The sequence below is a fragment of the Microvirga pudoricolor genome, assembly GCF_016892705.1.
GTDB lineage: Bacteria > Pseudomonadota > Alphaproteobacteria > Rhizobiales > Beijerinckiaceae > Microvirga > Microvirga pudoricolor.
Genome location: NZ_JAFEMB010000001.1, coordinates 906,111 through 921,946, shown reverse-complemented (window position 1 = coordinate 921,946; position 15,836 = coordinate 906,111). Strand labels below are relative to the sequence as shown.

General features: G+C 63.9%; 14 protein-coding genes. 7 read left to right on the top strand and 7 right to left on the bottom strand.

The genetic code is table 11. The annotated features are described in order from the left end of the window. Positions 1-222 precede the first annotated feature (222 nt). Both ILT42_RS04295 and ILT42_RS04290 read left to right on the top strand, forming a co-directional pair. Positions 223-1,461, top strand: coding sequence for an efflux RND transporter periplasmic adaptor subunit (locus ILT42_RS04295; RefSeq protein WP_204214075.1), 1,239 nt, complete (start codon positions 223-225; stop codon positions 1,459-1,461). Between the two features lie 2 nt (positions 1,462-1,463). After that, entirely contained in the window at positions 1,464-4,646 is a 3,183-nt protein-coding gene (locus ILT42_RS04290) for an efflux RND transporter permease subunit (RefSeq protein ID WP_204214074.1), read from the top strand. 19 nt (positions 4,647-4,665) lie between these two features. On the opposite strand, the gene ILT42_RS04285 is transcribed toward ILT42_RS04290, so the two are convergent. Beyond that, entirely contained in the window at positions 4,666-5,286 is a 621-nt protein-coding gene (locus tag ILT42_RS04285; protein ID WP_204214073.1) for an alpha/beta hydrolase, read from the bottom strand. Positions 5,287-5,356: 70 nt separating this feature from the next. After that, the gene (locus ILT42_RS04280; protein ID WP_204214072.1) at positions 5,357-6,289 is read right to left on the bottom strand and encodes a ring-cleaving dioxygenase; all 933 of its coding nucleotides are present in this window, start codon (positions 6,287-6,289) and stop codon (positions 5,357-5,359) included. 188 nt (positions 6,290-6,477) lie between these two features. Here ILT42_RS04280 and ILT42_RS04275 point away from each other — a divergent pair, with 188 nt between their 5' ends. Together ILT42_RS04275 and ILT42_RS04270 are read left to right on the top strand one after the other, a co-directional pair. Further along, positions 6,478-6,915 carry a DoxX family protein gene (locus tag ILT42_RS04275; RefSeq protein ID WP_204214071.1) on the top strand — a complete coding sequence of 146 codons (438 nt, stop codon included), beginning with the start codon at positions 6,478-6,480 and terminating at the stop codon, positions 6,913-6,915. Between the two features lie 64 nt (positions 6,916-6,979). Further along, positions 6,980-7,915: a LysR family transcriptional regulator gene (locus tag ILT42_RS04270; RefSeq protein ID WP_204214070.1), complete on the top strand. Its 936-nt coding sequence runs from the start codon at positions 6,980-6,982 to the stop codon at positions 7,913-7,915. A gap of 6 nt (positions 7,916-7,921) precedes the next feature. Here the strand turns inward: ILT42_RS04270 and ILT42_RS04265 are convergent, their stop codons facing one another. Continuing rightward, complete coding sequence (locus ILT42_RS04265) at positions 7,922-8,605, bottom strand: Crp/Fnr family transcriptional regulator (protein WP_204214069.1); 684 nt, start codon at positions 8,603-8,605, stop codon at positions 7,922-7,924. Positions 8,606-8,793: 188 nt separating this feature from the next. After that, positions 8,794-9,426, bottom strand: coding sequence for a LysE family translocator (locus tag ILT42_RS04260; protein WP_204214068.1), 633 nt, complete (start codon positions 9,424-9,426; stop codon positions 8,794-8,796). Positions 9,427-9,756: 330 nt separating this feature from the next. Between ILT42_RS04260 and ILT42_RS04255 the strand changes: the two genes are divergently transcribed. The 3 genes from ILT42_RS04255 to ILT42_RS04245 are packed head-to-tail and all read left to right on the top strand — an operon-like array spanning position 9,757 to position 12,987. Then, positions 9,757-10,938: an extracellular solute-binding protein gene (locus tag ILT42_RS04255; RefSeq protein WP_204214067.1), complete on the top strand. Its 1,182-nt coding sequence runs from the start codon at positions 9,757-9,759 to the stop codon at positions 10,936-10,938. A gap of 4 nt (positions 10,939-10,942) precedes the next feature. After that, a complete protein-coding gene (locus ILT42_RS04250; RefSeq protein WP_204214066.1) occupies positions 10,943-11,986 on the top strand; it encodes a Gfo/Idh/MocA family protein in 1,044 nt (347 codons plus the stop codon). Continuing rightward, the gene (locus ILT42_RS04245; protein ID WP_204214065.1) at positions 11,983-12,987 is read left to right on the top strand and encodes a Gfo/Idh/MocA family protein; all 1,005 of its coding nucleotides are present in this window, start codon (positions 11,983-11,985) and stop codon (positions 12,985-12,987) included. Before ILT42_RS04250 ends, ILT42_RS04245 begins: the two co-directional genes overlap by 4 nt. Here the strand turns inward: ILT42_RS04245 and ILT42_RS04240 are convergent. From ILT42_RS04240 to ILT42_RS04230, 3 genes are read right to left on the bottom strand one after another with little or no spacing between them, the layout of a single operon-like run. Then, a complete protein-coding gene (locus ILT42_RS04240) occupies positions 12,984-14,129 on the bottom strand; it encodes a kynureninase/PvdN C-terminal domain-containing protein (RefSeq protein ID WP_204214064.1) in 1,146 nt (381 codons plus the stop codon). The two genes, ILT42_RS04245 and ILT42_RS04240, sit on opposite strands and share 4 nt — an antisense overlap. A 14-nt stretch (positions 14,130-14,143) precedes the next feature. Next, positions 14,144-14,968, bottom strand: coding sequence for a tryptophan 2,3-dioxygenase (gene kynA, locus ILT42_RS04235; protein WP_204214063.1), 825 nt, complete (start codon positions 14,966-14,968; stop codon positions 14,144-14,146). Between the two features lie 36 nt (positions 14,969-15,004). Continuing rightward, complete coding sequence (locus ILT42_RS04230; protein WP_204214062.1) at positions 15,005-15,823, bottom strand: alpha/beta hydrolase; 819 nt, start codon at positions 15,821-15,823, stop codon at positions 15,005-15,007. Positions 15,824-15,836 lie beyond the last annotated feature (13 nt).

Below are 15,836 nucleotides of genomic sequence, written 5' to 3'. Positions count from 1 at the left end.
CCGGTGCTTCAGGGCAGCGACACATTCTCATCGGAACCAAAAAACCTCGCCGATGCCTGAGCGGGGCCGAATCCGCTCTTTTCTTGGTGTGCATTTTGTCGCATGCTTTCGCTTCAAGGGCTGTGCAGGTCTTTGCAGGCGCAACGCCGCACCATATTGCTATAACGCTATATGATTGCAAATTTCTGCTTTGAAACACATTGACTATTGGGGGGCGTTGTTGTGACGGCATCGCAGGAAGGCGCCAGCAGAGACCTTTCACGGAATCGCCCTGCAATCTCGAGCCCTCGTGGGCATCGCATTGCTGCATTCTCGGCGTTCTTCGTCCTCGCCGTAGCGCAAGCTGGGTCCGCAGCCTCTCAGCAACCTCCCGCACCGTCGGTCGTCGTTGCTCCCGTCGCACTTCAGGACGTCACGGATCGGGTGAATTTCGTCGGCAACATCGAGGCGATGCAACAGGTCGATTTGCGAGCGCGCGTCGAAGGATTTCTGGAGACCGTTGCCTTCTCTGAGGGCGCCTTCGTCCAAAAGGACGCCCTTCTCTACCAGATCGAGCGCGCTCCCTATACGGCCGCCCTCGATCAGGCGCAGGCCAGCGAGGCGGCTGCCGAGGCGCAATTAGCCTCGGCCAATGCGACCTTGAAGGAAAAGCAGGTCGCGCTCGAGCGGCAGCAGACCCTGGCACGGCAGCAATTCGCCTCCCAGGCGGTTCTCGACCAGGCGACCGCCGAGCGCGATCAGGCCGCGGCGGCCGTGCAGCAGGCCAACGCTCAGATCCAATCGGCCAAGGCGCAGATCGAAACCGCAAACCTCAATCTGTCCTACACCACCGTGAAGGCTCCCATCGCAGGGCGGATCGGCAAGACCGCCTTCACGGTCGGCAATCTTGTGTCGCCCAGCAGCGGAGTGCTGGCCACGATCGTGCAGATGTCGCCGATCCGGGTGTCGTTCCCCATCGCCGAGCGGGATTACGTGACCATCACGCGGTTCCTGGCCAGTCCCGAAGGCAAGGCCGCGCAGGGGTCGGACGATCTGTTCAAGCCGCAGCTGGTCCTGCCGGACGGCTCACCCTTTCCCCAGCCGGGACGGATCGAGTTCATCAACAACCAGGTCGATGTCACGACGGGAACCGTGTCGGTCCGGGCCGTCTTCGAGAACCCCGAAAACCTGCTCCTGCCGGGGCAATACGTTTCCGTCACGGTCCAAGTCGGGCAGGCGAAGTCGCTCCCGGTCGTCCCGCAGGCGGCCGTCCTGCGCAACCAGCAGGGTCCCTACGTATTCGTCGTCGACAAGGACAACCGGGCCCAGATCCGCCAGATTCAAACGGGCATCACCACCGAAACCGGTTACGCCGTCACCAGCGGCCTGCAGCAGGGTGAGAACGTCATCGTCAACGGCACCCAGAAAGTGCGTCCGGGCGTCGTCGTTCAGGCGACTCCCGCGCCGCCGGCGGGCCGATAGCCATGCTGTCCGGAATCTTCATCTCGAGGCCGCGCCTCGCCCTCGTCATCTCCATCGTGATCACGATCGCGGGCCTGTTGAGCCTCATCAACATTCCTGTCGCCCAGTATCCGACCATTACGCCACCGGTCGTACAGGTCTCGGCCACTTACCCGGGCGCTGACGCCTCCACGATCGCCGCCACAGTCGGCGCTCCCATCGAGCAGCAGGTCAACGGCGTCGAAGGCATGATGTACATGTCTTCGACCAGCTCGTCCTCGGGAACCTACAGCCTTCAGGTCACCTTCGAGGTCGGCACCGACCCGGACATCGCTCAGGTCAACACGCAGAACCGCGTGGCTCTGGCCGTTTCGCAGCTGCCCGCCATCGTCAACAGTCTCGGCGTGAGCGTCCAGCAGCAATCCACCAGCATGCTGGGCGTCATCAACGTCTATTCCGAGGACGGATCCCAGGACCCGATCTCGATCTCCAATTACACCAGCATCAACGTGCAGCCCGTCCTGGCCCGCGTTCCTGGGGTCGGCTCGACCACCCTGTTCGGAGCTCTCAACTATTCCATGCGCATCTGGCTCGATGCGGACAAGATGACGGCGCTGGCCATCACGCCGGGCGATGTCTCGGCCGCGATCCAGAGCCAGAATCTGCAGGCCTCGCTCGGTCAGATCGGCGGGTCTCCCGCGCCGCCTGACCAAGTCATGCAATATACCATCGAGGCCAAGGGGCGGCTGCTCGAGCCCTCTGAGTTCGAGAACATCGTGCTCCGCACGGGCAGCGGAGGAGCGGTCGTCCGCATCAGGGACGTCGGGCGGGTCGAGCTCGGAGCCCAGTCCTACGGGCAGAGCTCCCAGCTCAACGGCGAGCCCGCGACGGCGCTGGCCCTGTATCAGCTGCCCAATGCCAACGCCTTGGCCGTCGCCAAAGCCGTCCGCGTCGAGCTCGCGGAACTCCAAAAGCGGTTTCCGACCGGCCTGAAAGCCGAGATCGTTTACGACTCGACGCTGTTCGTCTCGGCATCCATCGAAGAAATCGTCGAGACGCTCGCGATCACGGCCGTGGTGGTTCTGCTCGTCGTCTTCATCTTCCTCCAGGATCTCAAGGCCACGATCGTGCCGGCCGTCACGATCCCGGTCTCCCTGATCGGTGTCTTCGTGATCTTCCAGATCGTGGGCTTCTCCGCCAATACGATCAGTCTCTTCGCGATCGTTCTCGCCATCGGCCTCGTGGTCGACGACGCCATCGTCGTTGTGGAGAATGTCCAGCGCGTGATGGAGGAGGATGGTCTCCCGCCGGCCGAAGCCACCCGGAAGGCGATGGAGCAGGTGACGGGCCCCATCATCTCGACGACCCTCGTCCTGTTCGCCGTCTTCGGCCCTGTCGCGTTCCTGCCCGGCATCACGGGCGAACTCTATCGTCAGTTCGCCGTCACCATCTCGGCCGCCGTTGCGATTTCGGCCATCAATGCCTTGACCCTGTCGCCCGCCCTTTGCGCCCTCGTGCTCAAGCCGCCCAAACCCCACAAGCGCGGCCCCTTTGCCCTGTTCAACAAGGGGCTGGACTGGACGCGAGGACGGTACGTATCGTCGGCGGGCTTCATCGCCCGCCGCTCCCTGATCGCCGGTCTCATCATCGTCATCGCGGGTGCGGCGGCTGGTTACACGTTCCTGAAGCTCCCGACATCCTTCCTGCCCAATGAGGATCAGGGCGTCCTCTTCGTCGATGTCCAATTGCCCGATGCCGCAGCCTTGCCGCGCACCAACGCCGTCTTGAGCGAGGTGGAAGCGATCGCCAAAACGGTGCCGGGCGTCGCCAACGTCATTACCGTTTCGGGGTACAGCCTTCTGACCGGGTCGCCATCTTCCAGTAGCGGCCTCGGCATCGTGGTGCTGAAACCCTGGTCCGAGCGCACGACGGCCGAGACGGGGTTGAGGGCCATATACGAGCGGCTCGGTGCGGAATACGCGGCCCTGCCGGGCGCGAACGTCACGCCGTTTCCGCCACCGGCCATTCCGGGGCTTGGCGCCTCGGGAGGTTTCGACTTCCGGTTGGAGGCTCTTGGGGGGCAGCCTCCGGAGGAACTCGCCATAGCCCTGCGCTCAGTCGTTGCCGCCGCCAACCAGGATCCACGCGTCTCGCGGGCCTATTCCACTTATTCGGCGTCGGTCCCGCGCCTCTTCATCGACTTGAACCGCACCAAGGCGGAAAGCCTCGGTGTCGCTGTCAGCGACGTCTTTGGAACCATGCAGGCCATGCTGGGGTCGCTGTACATCAATCAGTTTAACTATCTCGGGCGGACGTTCCAAGTGAACATCCAGGCCGATACGCCGTTCCGCTCGAGCGTCGCGGATATCTCGCGTCTCTATGTCCGCAACAACCAGGGCCAGATGGTGCCGATCCGCACTCTTGCAGAGGTGAAGATGCGGCTGGGGCCCGATCTCGTCTACCGGTATAATCAGAACCCCTCGGCGCAGATTTCCGGCAACGCCGCTCCTGGATACAGCTCAGGCGACGCCATGACGGCCCTGACTGACGCCTTCAACAAGACCTTGCCGACCGGCTACACGTTCGAGTGGTCCGGCCTTTCCTTCCAGGAGGCGAGCCAGACGGCGGGCGGCATCGCGTTCGTCTTCGCTCTCGCCATGACGTTCGGCTACCTGTTCCTCGTCGCGCTCTATGAGAGCTGGATGGTGCCGCTCGCCGTCGTCAGCTCCATCGTGATCGCCGTGCTGGGATCGGTGCTGACGGTCTCGGTGCTCGGACTCGGGAACGATCTGTATACCCAGATCGGTCTGGTGTTGCTCATCGGGCTTGCGGCCAAGAACGCCATCCTGATCGTCGAGTTCGCCCTTGAGCAGCGCGCAGCCGGAAAATCCCGCTATGAGGCGTCTCTGGCAGGCGCGCGCATGCGCTTTCGGGCGGTGCTGATGACGGCGATCGCCTTCATCATCGGCCTAATCCCGCTTGTGATCGCGTCAGGTGCAGGTGCCGCCAGCCGTATCCATCTCGGCTTTACGGTCCTGGGCGGCATGGTGGCGGCCACGATCTTCGGCATCCTCGTCATCCCAGGCCTGTATGTGCTGTTCCAATGGATGGGAGATAAGGCCTTCGGCATTCCGGATGAGGGAGCCTCTCCGGCCGTCCCGGCCCGGGAGGACGACGGGAGCCTGCCGAAAGCTCCCGTCGGGTAAGAGGCTTAGTGCCCCGGCCCTAGAGTTGCTTGATCCAAGTCTGCGCCAAGGTGATATCGGCCTGCGATAGGCCGTGTCCCACGGGGAGAATCCGGTGCTGCACCAGAGCGCCGTTGGCCGCCAGGGAGGCCGCAAGACGTTCCGCATTCTCGGCCGGAATGATTGGATCGACGGCGCCCGAGACGATCAGAACCGGAAGGCCTTCCAGGTTGCTCGCCGGTGCATCCTGGAGCGGGACCATCGCGCGCAAGAGAATCGCACCTGCAAGGGATTGCGGACGGAGCTGGAGCATCGCGGCCGCGATGTTGGCGCCGTTGGAAAACCCGAGCGCGATGGGAGCGGGCAGCCCGTAGGCTTCCTGGGCCTCCGCCACGAAGTCCGCCAGTTCCAGCGCTCGGCGTCTCACGTCCTCCTCGTCGAACACGCCCTCGGCGAGCCGGCGGAAGAAGCGCGGCATGCCGCCCTCCAGGACCTTTCCGCGCGGCGACAGCAGGGCCGATCCCGGAGAGATCATTCGCCCGAGGGGGAGAAGGTCATCCTCGTTCCCGCCCGTGCCGTGCAGAAGAAGCAACGGGGGCGCACTCTCCTCTGTCGCAGGGACGAAGCGATGGATGAAGGACAGGTCGGTTGTGGGGGTCATGACGGACCTCTTGAATAACACGGCTGGGTGGCTGCGCCGCCCGGACCGGGCGGCGCAAGGAGCGTCGCGTTCAGGCGACGACGGGCAGGACGGACTCGATGGCCTCTCTCCGGCTTTCCAGAAAACCGGGAAGCTTCAGCGACTGACCCAGCGCGTCTGCCGCTTCGTCGACCGCGAAGCCCGGATCGTCGGTGGCGATCTCGAACAGCAGACCGCCCGGCTCCCGGAAATAGACGGCCCGGAAGTAATCCCGATCCTTCTTTTCCGTAGTGCGGATCCCATGATTGCGGGCAAGCTTGTCCACCATCTCGGCCTGGACCGCGTCGCTGGCGGCCCGGAAGGCGATGTGATGGACCGTCCCGGCGCCCGGGCGTCCCGGGAGGAAGCCACCCGCTTCGCGCAGATCCACGATGCCTCCCGCAGACGCGTCCGAGACCTTGTAGCGGGTCACGGTGCCCTCCCGTCCGACTTCCGTGAAGCCGAAGACGTCGCTCAGGATGGCTCCCGTGGGGGCTGTCTTCTCGAGGAGGAGGCTGACGCTGTGAAAGCCCCGGATCGCATGCTCGGCTGGGATGTCGGACCCGTCCCAGGCGGGCTCGCCGTCGATGCCCGGAACCGCCACGAGGGCGAGCCTCATGCCGTCGGGATCCCGGAAAGACAGCACGGTCTCGCCAAAACGCTTCTGCGGGACCTCGTGCGAAACGCCCTTTTCGACCAAGCGGTGAGCCCAGTAGCCCAGCGAGTTCTCGGGGACGCGGAAGACCGTTTCCTGCGTTTCGCCGATGCCGATCCGGCCGGCAGCGGCGTGTTCCCAGGGAAAGAAGGTCAGGATCGTGCCGGGATGGCCTGCCTCGTCGCCATAGTAGAAGTGGTAGGTGCTGGGATCGTCGAAATTGACCGTTTTCTTCACCAAGCGCAGCCCGAGCGTCCGGGTGTAGAAGTCGAGATTGCGACGGGCCGGGCCAGCCATGGCGGTGACGTGGTGGATGCCGTTCTGACGCATGGGAATGTCCTCGTGACAGAGGGGCGCTGCGCCCCGTTGATCCAGAGATATGCCAATTTCGGCCCGGCGCCATGGAAACTCGATTGCGTCGGCGCAATGTTAGAAGTGCATGTCTGAAGATTGAATTGCACTGTTGCCGCGAGCATTGTCTTGCCACTGCGGACCAGCCCGGTCCAGGAGACACAACCATGATCGACAATCGCCTCGCTCCTTTCGGTGCGTTCATTCTCCGTGCCGCCCTCGGCATCATGTTCATCGCCCATGCCTACCTGAAGATTGCCGTCTTCACCGTTCCAGGCTTCGCCGGTTTCCTGACTCAGGTCGGCTTTCCGGCCTTCCTGGCATGGCCCATCATCCTGGCCGAACTCGTCGGCGGGGTGGCGATCCTGATCGGCTTTCATTCCCGGATCGCGTCGGCCGTCCTGCTGCCCGTGCTGCTCGGCGCCCTCGTGGTGCACGCGCCGAACGGATGGGTGTTCAATGCCCCCAACGGAGGCTGGGAATATCCTGCGTTCCTGGCCTTTGCCGCTCTCGCCCATATTCTGGTGGGTGACGGCGCATTCGCGATCAAGACCATGATTTCGGGTTCGCCGAGCCGCGAAGCACCTTTGCATCGGGTGGCGTAAGGTCCCAACCCCCGGATCCGGCAGCACGGGCGTGCCGCCGGATCCGGACGAGACAGGAGACGCGATGGGCGAGCCCTTCAAGAACTTGGCCTGGGACGATTTTCGCCTCATCAAGGCCGTTGCCGATATGCGAAGCCTGCCCGCAGCGGCGGCACAACTCGGCGTCAACCACTCGACCGTCTTTCGCCGCCTCGGCCAGATCGAGGCGGCGCTGGGCGTGACGCTGTTCGAGCGTCACCGCGCGGGCTATGCCCCGACCGCGGCTGGCGAGGAAATGATCGCGTTGGCGCAAAGGGTCGACCAGGACATCACGGCCTTCACTCGCAGGATCGCAGGCCGCGAGATCACGCCCGCCGGGGAGATCCGCGTCACGACCAACGATTCCCTTCTGATTCATCTTCTCACGCCGCTCTTCGTCGCCTTCAGGCGACAGATGCCAACCCTGCGGCTCGACGTGGTTCTGGCCAATCAGGCTCTCAATCTGTCCAAACGCGACGCGGACGTCGCCATTCGCGCCACCGATCACCCGCCTGAAAACCTCGTCGGCCGACGCGTCGCTACCATCGCATGGGCACTCTATGGGCGCAGAAGCGAATTCAGGTCACCGGAGTCCATCGACCCAGATCGTCTGTTCGACCATGACTGGGTGTCGTTGGGCGAGAGCCTCATCGGGCTCAAGGCGGTGAAGTACGTTCAGGATCACGTCGCGCAGACGCGCATCGGATACAGGGTCAATACGGTGCTCGGCTTGGCCGAGGCAATCCAGGGAGGTCTGGGGATCGGCCACCTGCCATGCTTCATCGGCGACGCGAGACAGGACCTCGTTCGCCTCGGGCCGATCCGGCAGGAGTTCTCGGCGGACCTGTGGCTGCTGACCCATCCCGACCTGAGGCACTCGGCCCGGATCCGTGCGTTGCTCGACTTCCTGGCGGCTGAGATCGCTCACCGCAAGTCCTTCATCGAGGGAGCTCACCCGATCGCGCCCCCGGCAGATGGGTAAACGCATCTAGGCGGTCAGATCGGAAAACGCCGTCACCTTGTGCAGGAACCCATAATTCAGGATGGTGCAGCCGCCTTTTTCAAGCCTGAGATGACCGGCATCCTCCCATTCCCGGAGACACTTGTTGGTGCTCTCGCGGGAAAAGCCGACGGTCCTGCCCAGTTCCTTCTGAGTGATCGTGATGCGGTTCGGGCGGATGCCGCCAGGGCTCTCCCTCTGCTGATCCGAGAGCCAGAGGAGCGCCTTGGCAAGTCTCGTCGGCAGGTCGGCGAAGGCGATCTCCTCGACCTGCTCGCTTGTCCGGCGCAGGCGGCTGCTCACGAGCGACAACACCTTGAGGGCCATGGAGGGGTTGCCGGACAGGGTGGCATTGAAGTCCCGACCGTCGACGGTCAGAAGATGGCATTCGGTAAAGGCAACCGCATCGGCCGTTCGGGTGTTCCCGTCGAGCAGGGCGATCTCCCCGAAGACCTCGCCGGGTCCGATCAGGTTCAAGACGATACCGGAACCGGCAGGCGATAAGGCACGGATCTGAACCAGACCCGACAGGACCCCAAAGAGCCCCAGTGCCGTATCGCCCTTCTCGAAGATTCGTTGACCCGGCGTGCAGTGACTCATGCGAACATGGCTGGCGAGCCGTTCCATCAAATCCGGCGGGATATCGCGGAAGAGCGCAAGCTGCTTCAGCAAGAGCCGCCTATCGGACGCCGCAACCCTAAGATCCACCGAGGAACTCCCGCGCGAGGCTTGTTCATGTCAACATAAAACTATTATCGATCTTTTGAAAGTTAGGCTTCCAATGTCGAGAACCGGACGCCGCTCTTGAAGCGTATGCTTTGTCTGTTGCGTCGAAATCATACCGGCGGCTCATTCGCAAACTAGGACCACATGAGTCGCTGGACCGTGCTCGCGAGCATCGTGGCTCCCAGAACGGCGAAGATGAGACCGGCGGTCTTGTTCGTCAGGTTGAGAAACCGGTTCGACACATAGTTTCGTGCAGCGGCGACGCCCGAGCTCAGGACGATCCACCAAGTGGCGGATCCGATGAAGACCCCGATGGTAAGGGGCAAGGGCATCAGGTGATGGCCCGGCAACGTCACGGCCGGGAGTGCCGCTGCGAACAGCAGGATCATGAGGGGGTTAGTCAGGCTGTAGGCAAGCGCGCTGACGTAGTGGCGAACCCATTCGCCCTTCTGCGCCTTCGGCGTCTCCACCGCGACGCTCCGGCGAAGCATTCGGGTGGAGAACCATATGAGGATTCCTGCCGAGATGACGGAGAGCCATGGGGCGCTGCCTCTGGACCAGGTTTCGAGAAGGGCGTCGAGGCCCAGAGCGACGGCGGCCCCGAACACGACATGAACCGTCGCGGCGCCAAATCCGGTCGCCAGTCCCGCCGATAGGCCGTAGCCGAGCGTTCGCTGGATGCAGAGCAGTCCCATCGGACCGATCGGAACGGCCACCATCAAGCCAACGATGATTCCGGACATGAGCGTCGTTGCAAACCCTGACATCCGGCGATCCTCTTCTGGTGCCGGATATGTATTCCCAAACAGGTTGGACTGGATGTGAAGGCGGTCACACTTCGTCGAAGGAAGTTTAGTTTGTGTCTCGCAAGCAGAAAGACTTCTCAAGCCGTCGCCTGCACTTCCCATCACGGTTTCTTGCGCGACAGACCCGCTGCCACGTGAGAGAAAGCTTTTCGTGCGTCGGACCGACCAGATCTTATACGAAAGAGATGTACGCCATCGCTGACTGACCGACTACCATGGCAGCTGAGAACACGACGACCGGCGGGCGTCTCGCTCCTCCGTTCAAAGAAGGTTCCACATCAGGAGGATACGATGTCCCATCTTACACGCCGTGGCGTGCTGGGCGGCCTGTCTGGCGCCGCCATCCTTTACGGAGCAGGAGCTCGCGCCCAGACCGCCAAGCTCCCCGCCAATCCCGTGACGCTCAACATCATCGATGTGGCCGGAAACCTGCAGCTGACGCAGGTTGCGATCGAGCGCTTCGCCCGCGAAAACCCGAAGCTCGTGTCGCGCCTGACCTTCAGCCGCGCGCCGTCGCCCGAGTTGCCGGGCAAGCTCAAGGCCCAGCAGGACGCGAACAAGGTCGATATCGATCTGGTGCTCACGGGGCCTGGCGCGATGTCCGACGGCATCCAGCAGGGCCTGTGGGTTGACGTGTGGAAGTCCCACGCGGCCAGCTTGCCCAAGCCCGAGGATACTTATCACGAGCAAGCCCTCATGATGCAGCGGAACTTCGGGCAGGATCAGGGCGTGGCCGTGGTCTATTCCCCGTCGGGTCCGTTGTTCGAGTACATGCCCGACAAGGTCAAGTCCGTCCCGAAGACGGCCGCCGATCTGCTCGCCTGGGTCAAGGCCAACCCCAAGCGCTTCACCTATGCGCGGCCCGTCAATTCCGGTCCGGGCTGGACGTTCCTGATGGGTATGCCCTACATCCTCGGCGACAAGGACCCGAAGGATCCCATGAACGGATGGGACAAGACTTGGAGCTACCTCAAGGAACTCGGGACCGGCATCGACTACTATCCGGCCGGAACGGGCGCCACGATGAAGGAGCTGGGGGAGGGGACCCGCGACATGATCGTGACGACCTGCGGCTGGGACATCAACCCTCGCGCTCTCGGCATCGTGCCGAAAGAGGCGAACGTGTTCGCGCTCGACGGAACCCGCTGGATTCCCGACACCCAGTTCATGTGCATCCCGAAAGGCGTGCCGGACGAGAAGATCGCCGTTCTCTTGAGCCTGATGTCGTTCATGCTCAAGCCCGAGCAGCAGGCCGTGACATACGATAAGGGCTATTTCTATCCGGGCCCCGCCGTCAAGGGCGTTACCCTCGCCATGGCGCCGGAGGAAAGCCGTGCGGTTCTCCAGGAATACGGCCGGCCATCCTACGACGAACTCATCACCAAGCTGCCGACCGAGACGCCTCTCACGCCCGAGCGCCTGGTCGCGGCCTTCCGGCGATGGGATCAGGAAATCGGCAGCGCAGTGAAGTAAATCCATGCGCTTTGCCGTCATCGGACTCGACCACCGCCATATCTATCATATGGTCGGTGGTCTCCTGGAAGCCGGCGCAACCTGCGCCGGCTACGATCCGGCCTCCAGCGATCCGCGGGTCCTGGAGGGGTTCCGGGAACGATACCCGACTCTGTTACCTGTCAGCGACCGCCGACGCCTGATGGAGGATCCGTCCGTCGACGTGATCCTGTCCGCTGCCGTTCCGTGCGATCGCGCGGGCATCGCCGTGGAGGCCATGGGGCACGGCAAGGACGTGATGGTGGACAAGCCCGGCGTCACATCGCTCGATCAGCTCGCCGCGGTCGAACGAGCGGTTGCGGAGACGCGGCGGATCTTCTCGATCTGCTTTTCCGAGCGGTTCATCGTTCCGGCCACTCTCGTGGCGGAGAAGATCATTCGGGACGGCACGATCGGTCGTGTCGTTCAAACCCTGGGCATGGGCCCTCATCGCCTCAACCGGGCCATACGGCCGTCCTGGTTCTTCGACGCGCGGGCCTATGGCGGCATCCTGTGCGACATCGCCTCTCACCAGATCGACCAATTCCTGCATTTTACCGGTTCGACGGACGCCAGCGTCGTCACGTCGTCCGTCGGGCATTTCGGATCCCAGGACCTGCCGGACTTCGAGGATTTCGGCGAGATCCTTCTCCGCAGTCCCGAGGCCAACGGGTACGTCCGGGTCGATTGGTTCACGGCCGACGGTCTGCCGACCTGGGGGGACGGGCGTCTTTTCATCCTGGGGACGGAGGGCTCGATCGAGCTGCGCAAATATGTCGATCCGGCCGGACGCTCGGGAACGGACCATGTGATCCTCGTGGATCGGAATGGCACCCGCCACATCGACGCCAGCTCAGAGCCCCTGACCTACTTCCACAATTTCGTCGCCGATGTCCGGGACCGCAGCCAGACCGCCATGCGCCAGGACCACGTCTTCGCCGTGTGCCGTCTCGCCCTCGAAGCGCAGGCCCAGGCGGCGCGGCTCCGCCTTCCCCCCGCCAACGCCCTTCAGGACAACGCCTCGCCATGACAAAAATCGGTCTGGCCGTCATCGGCCTGGGGCCTGCCGCGCAGCCCCATTCCAAGAGCCTTTTGGACCTCGCCGATCGCGCCGAGGTGATCTGGGCGGCCAGCCGCTCGCAGGAGCGGGCCGAGGCCTATGCGAGGCAGTTCCCGTTCCGAACGACCACCGACATCGAGGCCGCCATCAACGACCCGGCCGTCCAGGCAGTTCTGGTGCTGACGCCTCCGAGCACGCATCTCGACGTCGCGGAGCGATGCTTTGCGGCGGGCAAGCATGTTCTGGTCGAGAAGCCGCTGGAGCTGACCCTGCAAAGGGCGGAGCGCCTCGTGGCCGCGGCGCACGCCGCGAATGCGTGTTTCGGCGTCGTTCTCCAGCATCGCTTCCGGCCCGGCAGCGTGAGATTGCGAGAGGCCCTGGCCTCGGGAGAACTCGGATCCGTCCAGGCAGGCTTCCTGGCCGTCCCCTGGTGGCGTCCGCAGAGCTATTACGACGAGCCGGGACGCGGCACCTTGGCGCGCGACGGCGGCGGTGTCCTGCTGACGCAGGCCATCCATTCGCTGGACCTGTTCCGGTCCCTCGTCGGCGTCTCGGACGTCGTCGCGGCGGATGTGACGACCACGAGCCTCCACCGCATGGAGACCGAGGATTACGTGGCGGCGCTGCTGCGCCTGGGAAACGGCGCTCCCGGAACCCTGATGACGACGACGGCTGCCTATCCGGGACATCCCGAGCGCATCGAGATCATCGGCACCCAGGGCTACGCGTCCCTGATCGGCGGAACGCTCCAAATCTCCTTCCTGGACGGTCGAAGTGAAACCGTCGAGGCCGAGGGGAAGACAGGCAGCGGCGCCAGCATCATGGATTTCCCGCACGATGCCCATCGGGCCGTGATCGCTGATTTCCTCGATGCGGTTCAAGAACGGCGCCAGCCGCGGGTCTCCGGTGCCGAAGCCCTGGAGAGCCAGCGTCTTGTCAACGCCATCCTGCAAAAAGGCGTAACACCCTAGGGCTCACCGAGCCGGCTCACGAGCGCGTCGACGTCGTCCATGTTCTGGTAGATCCCGAACCCGATGCGCAGGCGGTCGTTCCGGTAATCCGTCACCACGTTGCGGGATTTCAGAAGCCCATAGACCTTTCCGGCATCGGACATCTCAAGAGAGAGGAAGTTCCCGCGGCGGTCCCGTGCGGGCAGCCCCGCATGCGCCTGAGCATCAAGCCCGAGCGCCCGGGCACCGGAGACGAGGAAGCGCTCCTGCAGGTCGAGGGAGTGCTCGTGAATGATCTGGGGCGTCATGTGCCGCTCGGACAGCCAGCGCATGACGGCGTTGAAGCGGTAGAGGCCGGACGGATCGAAGGTCGACCCCATGAACCGCCACCCGTCCTCGCTGTAGCCAATCCAGCCGGATTGCGCGCCGGTCAGGTTCCCGAAGGCCGCAAACCAGCCGGTGTCGCGCGGCCTCGGGCCCCATCCCGGCGGGCAATGCATGAAGCACGCGCCTTCGCCTGCCATCGCGTATTTGTACCCGCCGGCGAGGTAGAAGATCCTGCTGGCCAGAGATGCCACCGAGGTCGGGCGGGCCATGAAGCCATGGTAGCCGTCGACGACGATCATGGCGTCCTCCGGAGCCTCCAGGAGGCGATCGATGTCCACCGCGAAGCCGGAATTGAAAAAGACCTGGCTCACGAAGATCAGGTCCTGTCCGGCGGCCTTTGCCAGAAGGCGGTCTTCGAACGTGTCGAAGGGCTCCGCCGGCACCCGTGTGACAGAGACGAGCCCGTCTTCTTCCAGCCGCGCCACCTGGCGGCTGAAGGAATGGAATTCGCTGTCGGTGGTCAAGATGCGGGTGGGACGTCCGTCCGGAAAGCAGGAGAGGATCCGCTTGACGAACTCGTGGGTGTTCGGCGCGATGGCGATCGTGCCCGGATCCGGAAGGGACAGATGCGCCGCCGCATGGGCGCGGAATTCCTCCAGCACGGGTCCCAGCACCGTCTCCCATTTGTCGTCCATCAGCCGGGCCGCGTCCTCCCAGGCCTGCAGGTGCGCCTCCCGCGTCACGTCCGGCCAGGGGTGATGACTGTGCGCCGCGAAATGCAGGCGGCCGGGATCGGAGCCGAGAAAGCGGGAGAAGTCAGGGCGCAGGTCGAGCATGGATCTTGCCGTCTCTAGAGTTTGGTGCGGACCGACCAGAGTTCGGGAAAGAACGACTTCTCCAGCGCGTGGCGCAGGTAGCCGACGCCGGCGCTACCGCCCGTGCCGCGCCGCATCCCGATGATCCGTTCCACGGTTTTCATGTGGCGGAAGCGCCATTGCTGGAAGGCGTCCTCCAGGTCCACGAGCTCTTCGGCCAGCTCGTAGACGTCGAAATGCGCATCCGAGTTCTTGTAGATCTCGATCCACACCCGCTCGACGGCCTCATTCGGCTCATGAGGTTTCGACAGGTCGCGGCCCAGCACATCCTCCGGGATCGCATAGCCCCGGCGGGCCAGAACCCGCATCGTCTCGTCATAGAGGCTCGGTGCGTGCAAGGCGGCCTCAAGCTTTGCCAGAAGATCCTCGCGGTGCCGGTGAGGCCCGATCTTGCCGGGATCCTTAGCGCCGAGCTTGAACTCGACAAGCCGGTACTGCCACGACTGAAATCCCGAGGAGCGTCCCAGGGTCTCGCGGAACCGCAGGTAATCCGAGGGCGTCATGGTCGAGAGCACCGTCCAGGCTTGGATCAGCTGTTCTTGGATGCGGTTGACGCGGGCAAAGCACTTGAAGGCAGGCTGGAGCTCGTCGGCCCGCAGGTGGTCGAGAGACGTGTCCAGCTCGCGGTTCAGGAGCTTCAGCCATAGCTCCATCACCTGATGGATGACGATGAAGAGCAGTTCGTCGTGCTCGTTCGTCAGTGTGATCTGGGCGGACAGAAGGGTGTCGAGCTGCAGATAGTCGCCATAGCTCATATCCTTGGAAAAGTCCGTCTGAATGCCTTCCTGTTCCCGGGACATGCAACTCTCCATGACTTGGCTTGCCGGCCCACGGCCTCAGGCGCGTTCCGCCAGCCGCACAAGGTGGTCGACCAGATTATCGCCGGGATCGACGAGACCGTCGAGAACGTCGAAGTGATGAGCTCCGGCCACCTCATGGAACCGAGCCGCGACCCCCGCCTCGCTCCAGCGCTCGACGATGTCGCGGGACTGGCGGTGGAACTCGCTGCTCTCGGCCCCTCCGACGATGGCCTCCAGATGCCCGGATGCCGGAGGCGGCCAAAGGATCGGGCTGAGCCTGCGGGCGTCGTCCACGCTCAGGCCGAGAGCCTTGTTGATCGAGGTCGGCACGAGGGGGCTGAGATCGAACAGGCCGGAGATCGGCATCGCGGATTTCACGGGGCGCCGGGGAGCGTCCGTTCGCGCCATCAGGCAAGCCGCGAGATGGCCACCCGCCGAATGTCCCGTCGCCACGATCGGGCACCCTGTCCGTTCCATGACGAAATCGGCCGCCCTCTCGATATCCGCTACGATCTCGGCAAGGGTCACCGCCGGAGCCAGGCGGTAGCTTGGGATGGCGACCGTCAACCCGCGCTCGTTCGCGCCGCGCGCCAGATGGCTCGCGGAGGACTTGTCCAAAGCCTGCCAGTACCCGCCGTGAATGAAGAACACGATGGGGCCGTTCCGGTCTCCGTTCGAGGCGAAGAAGAGATCCAGCCGATGCCGTTTCTCCGGTCCATAGGACAGGTCGAGTTCGCAGGCGGCAACCTCCCTGTAGGCGGCCGCGTCGCGGTGCCAGCCGGCGATGTTCTCTCCGTGCCCCGGGACCCGCGCACGGTTGTTGTATTCGGCTTCGAGGTCGACCGCTTCGGACATGGGGGCGCGGGTT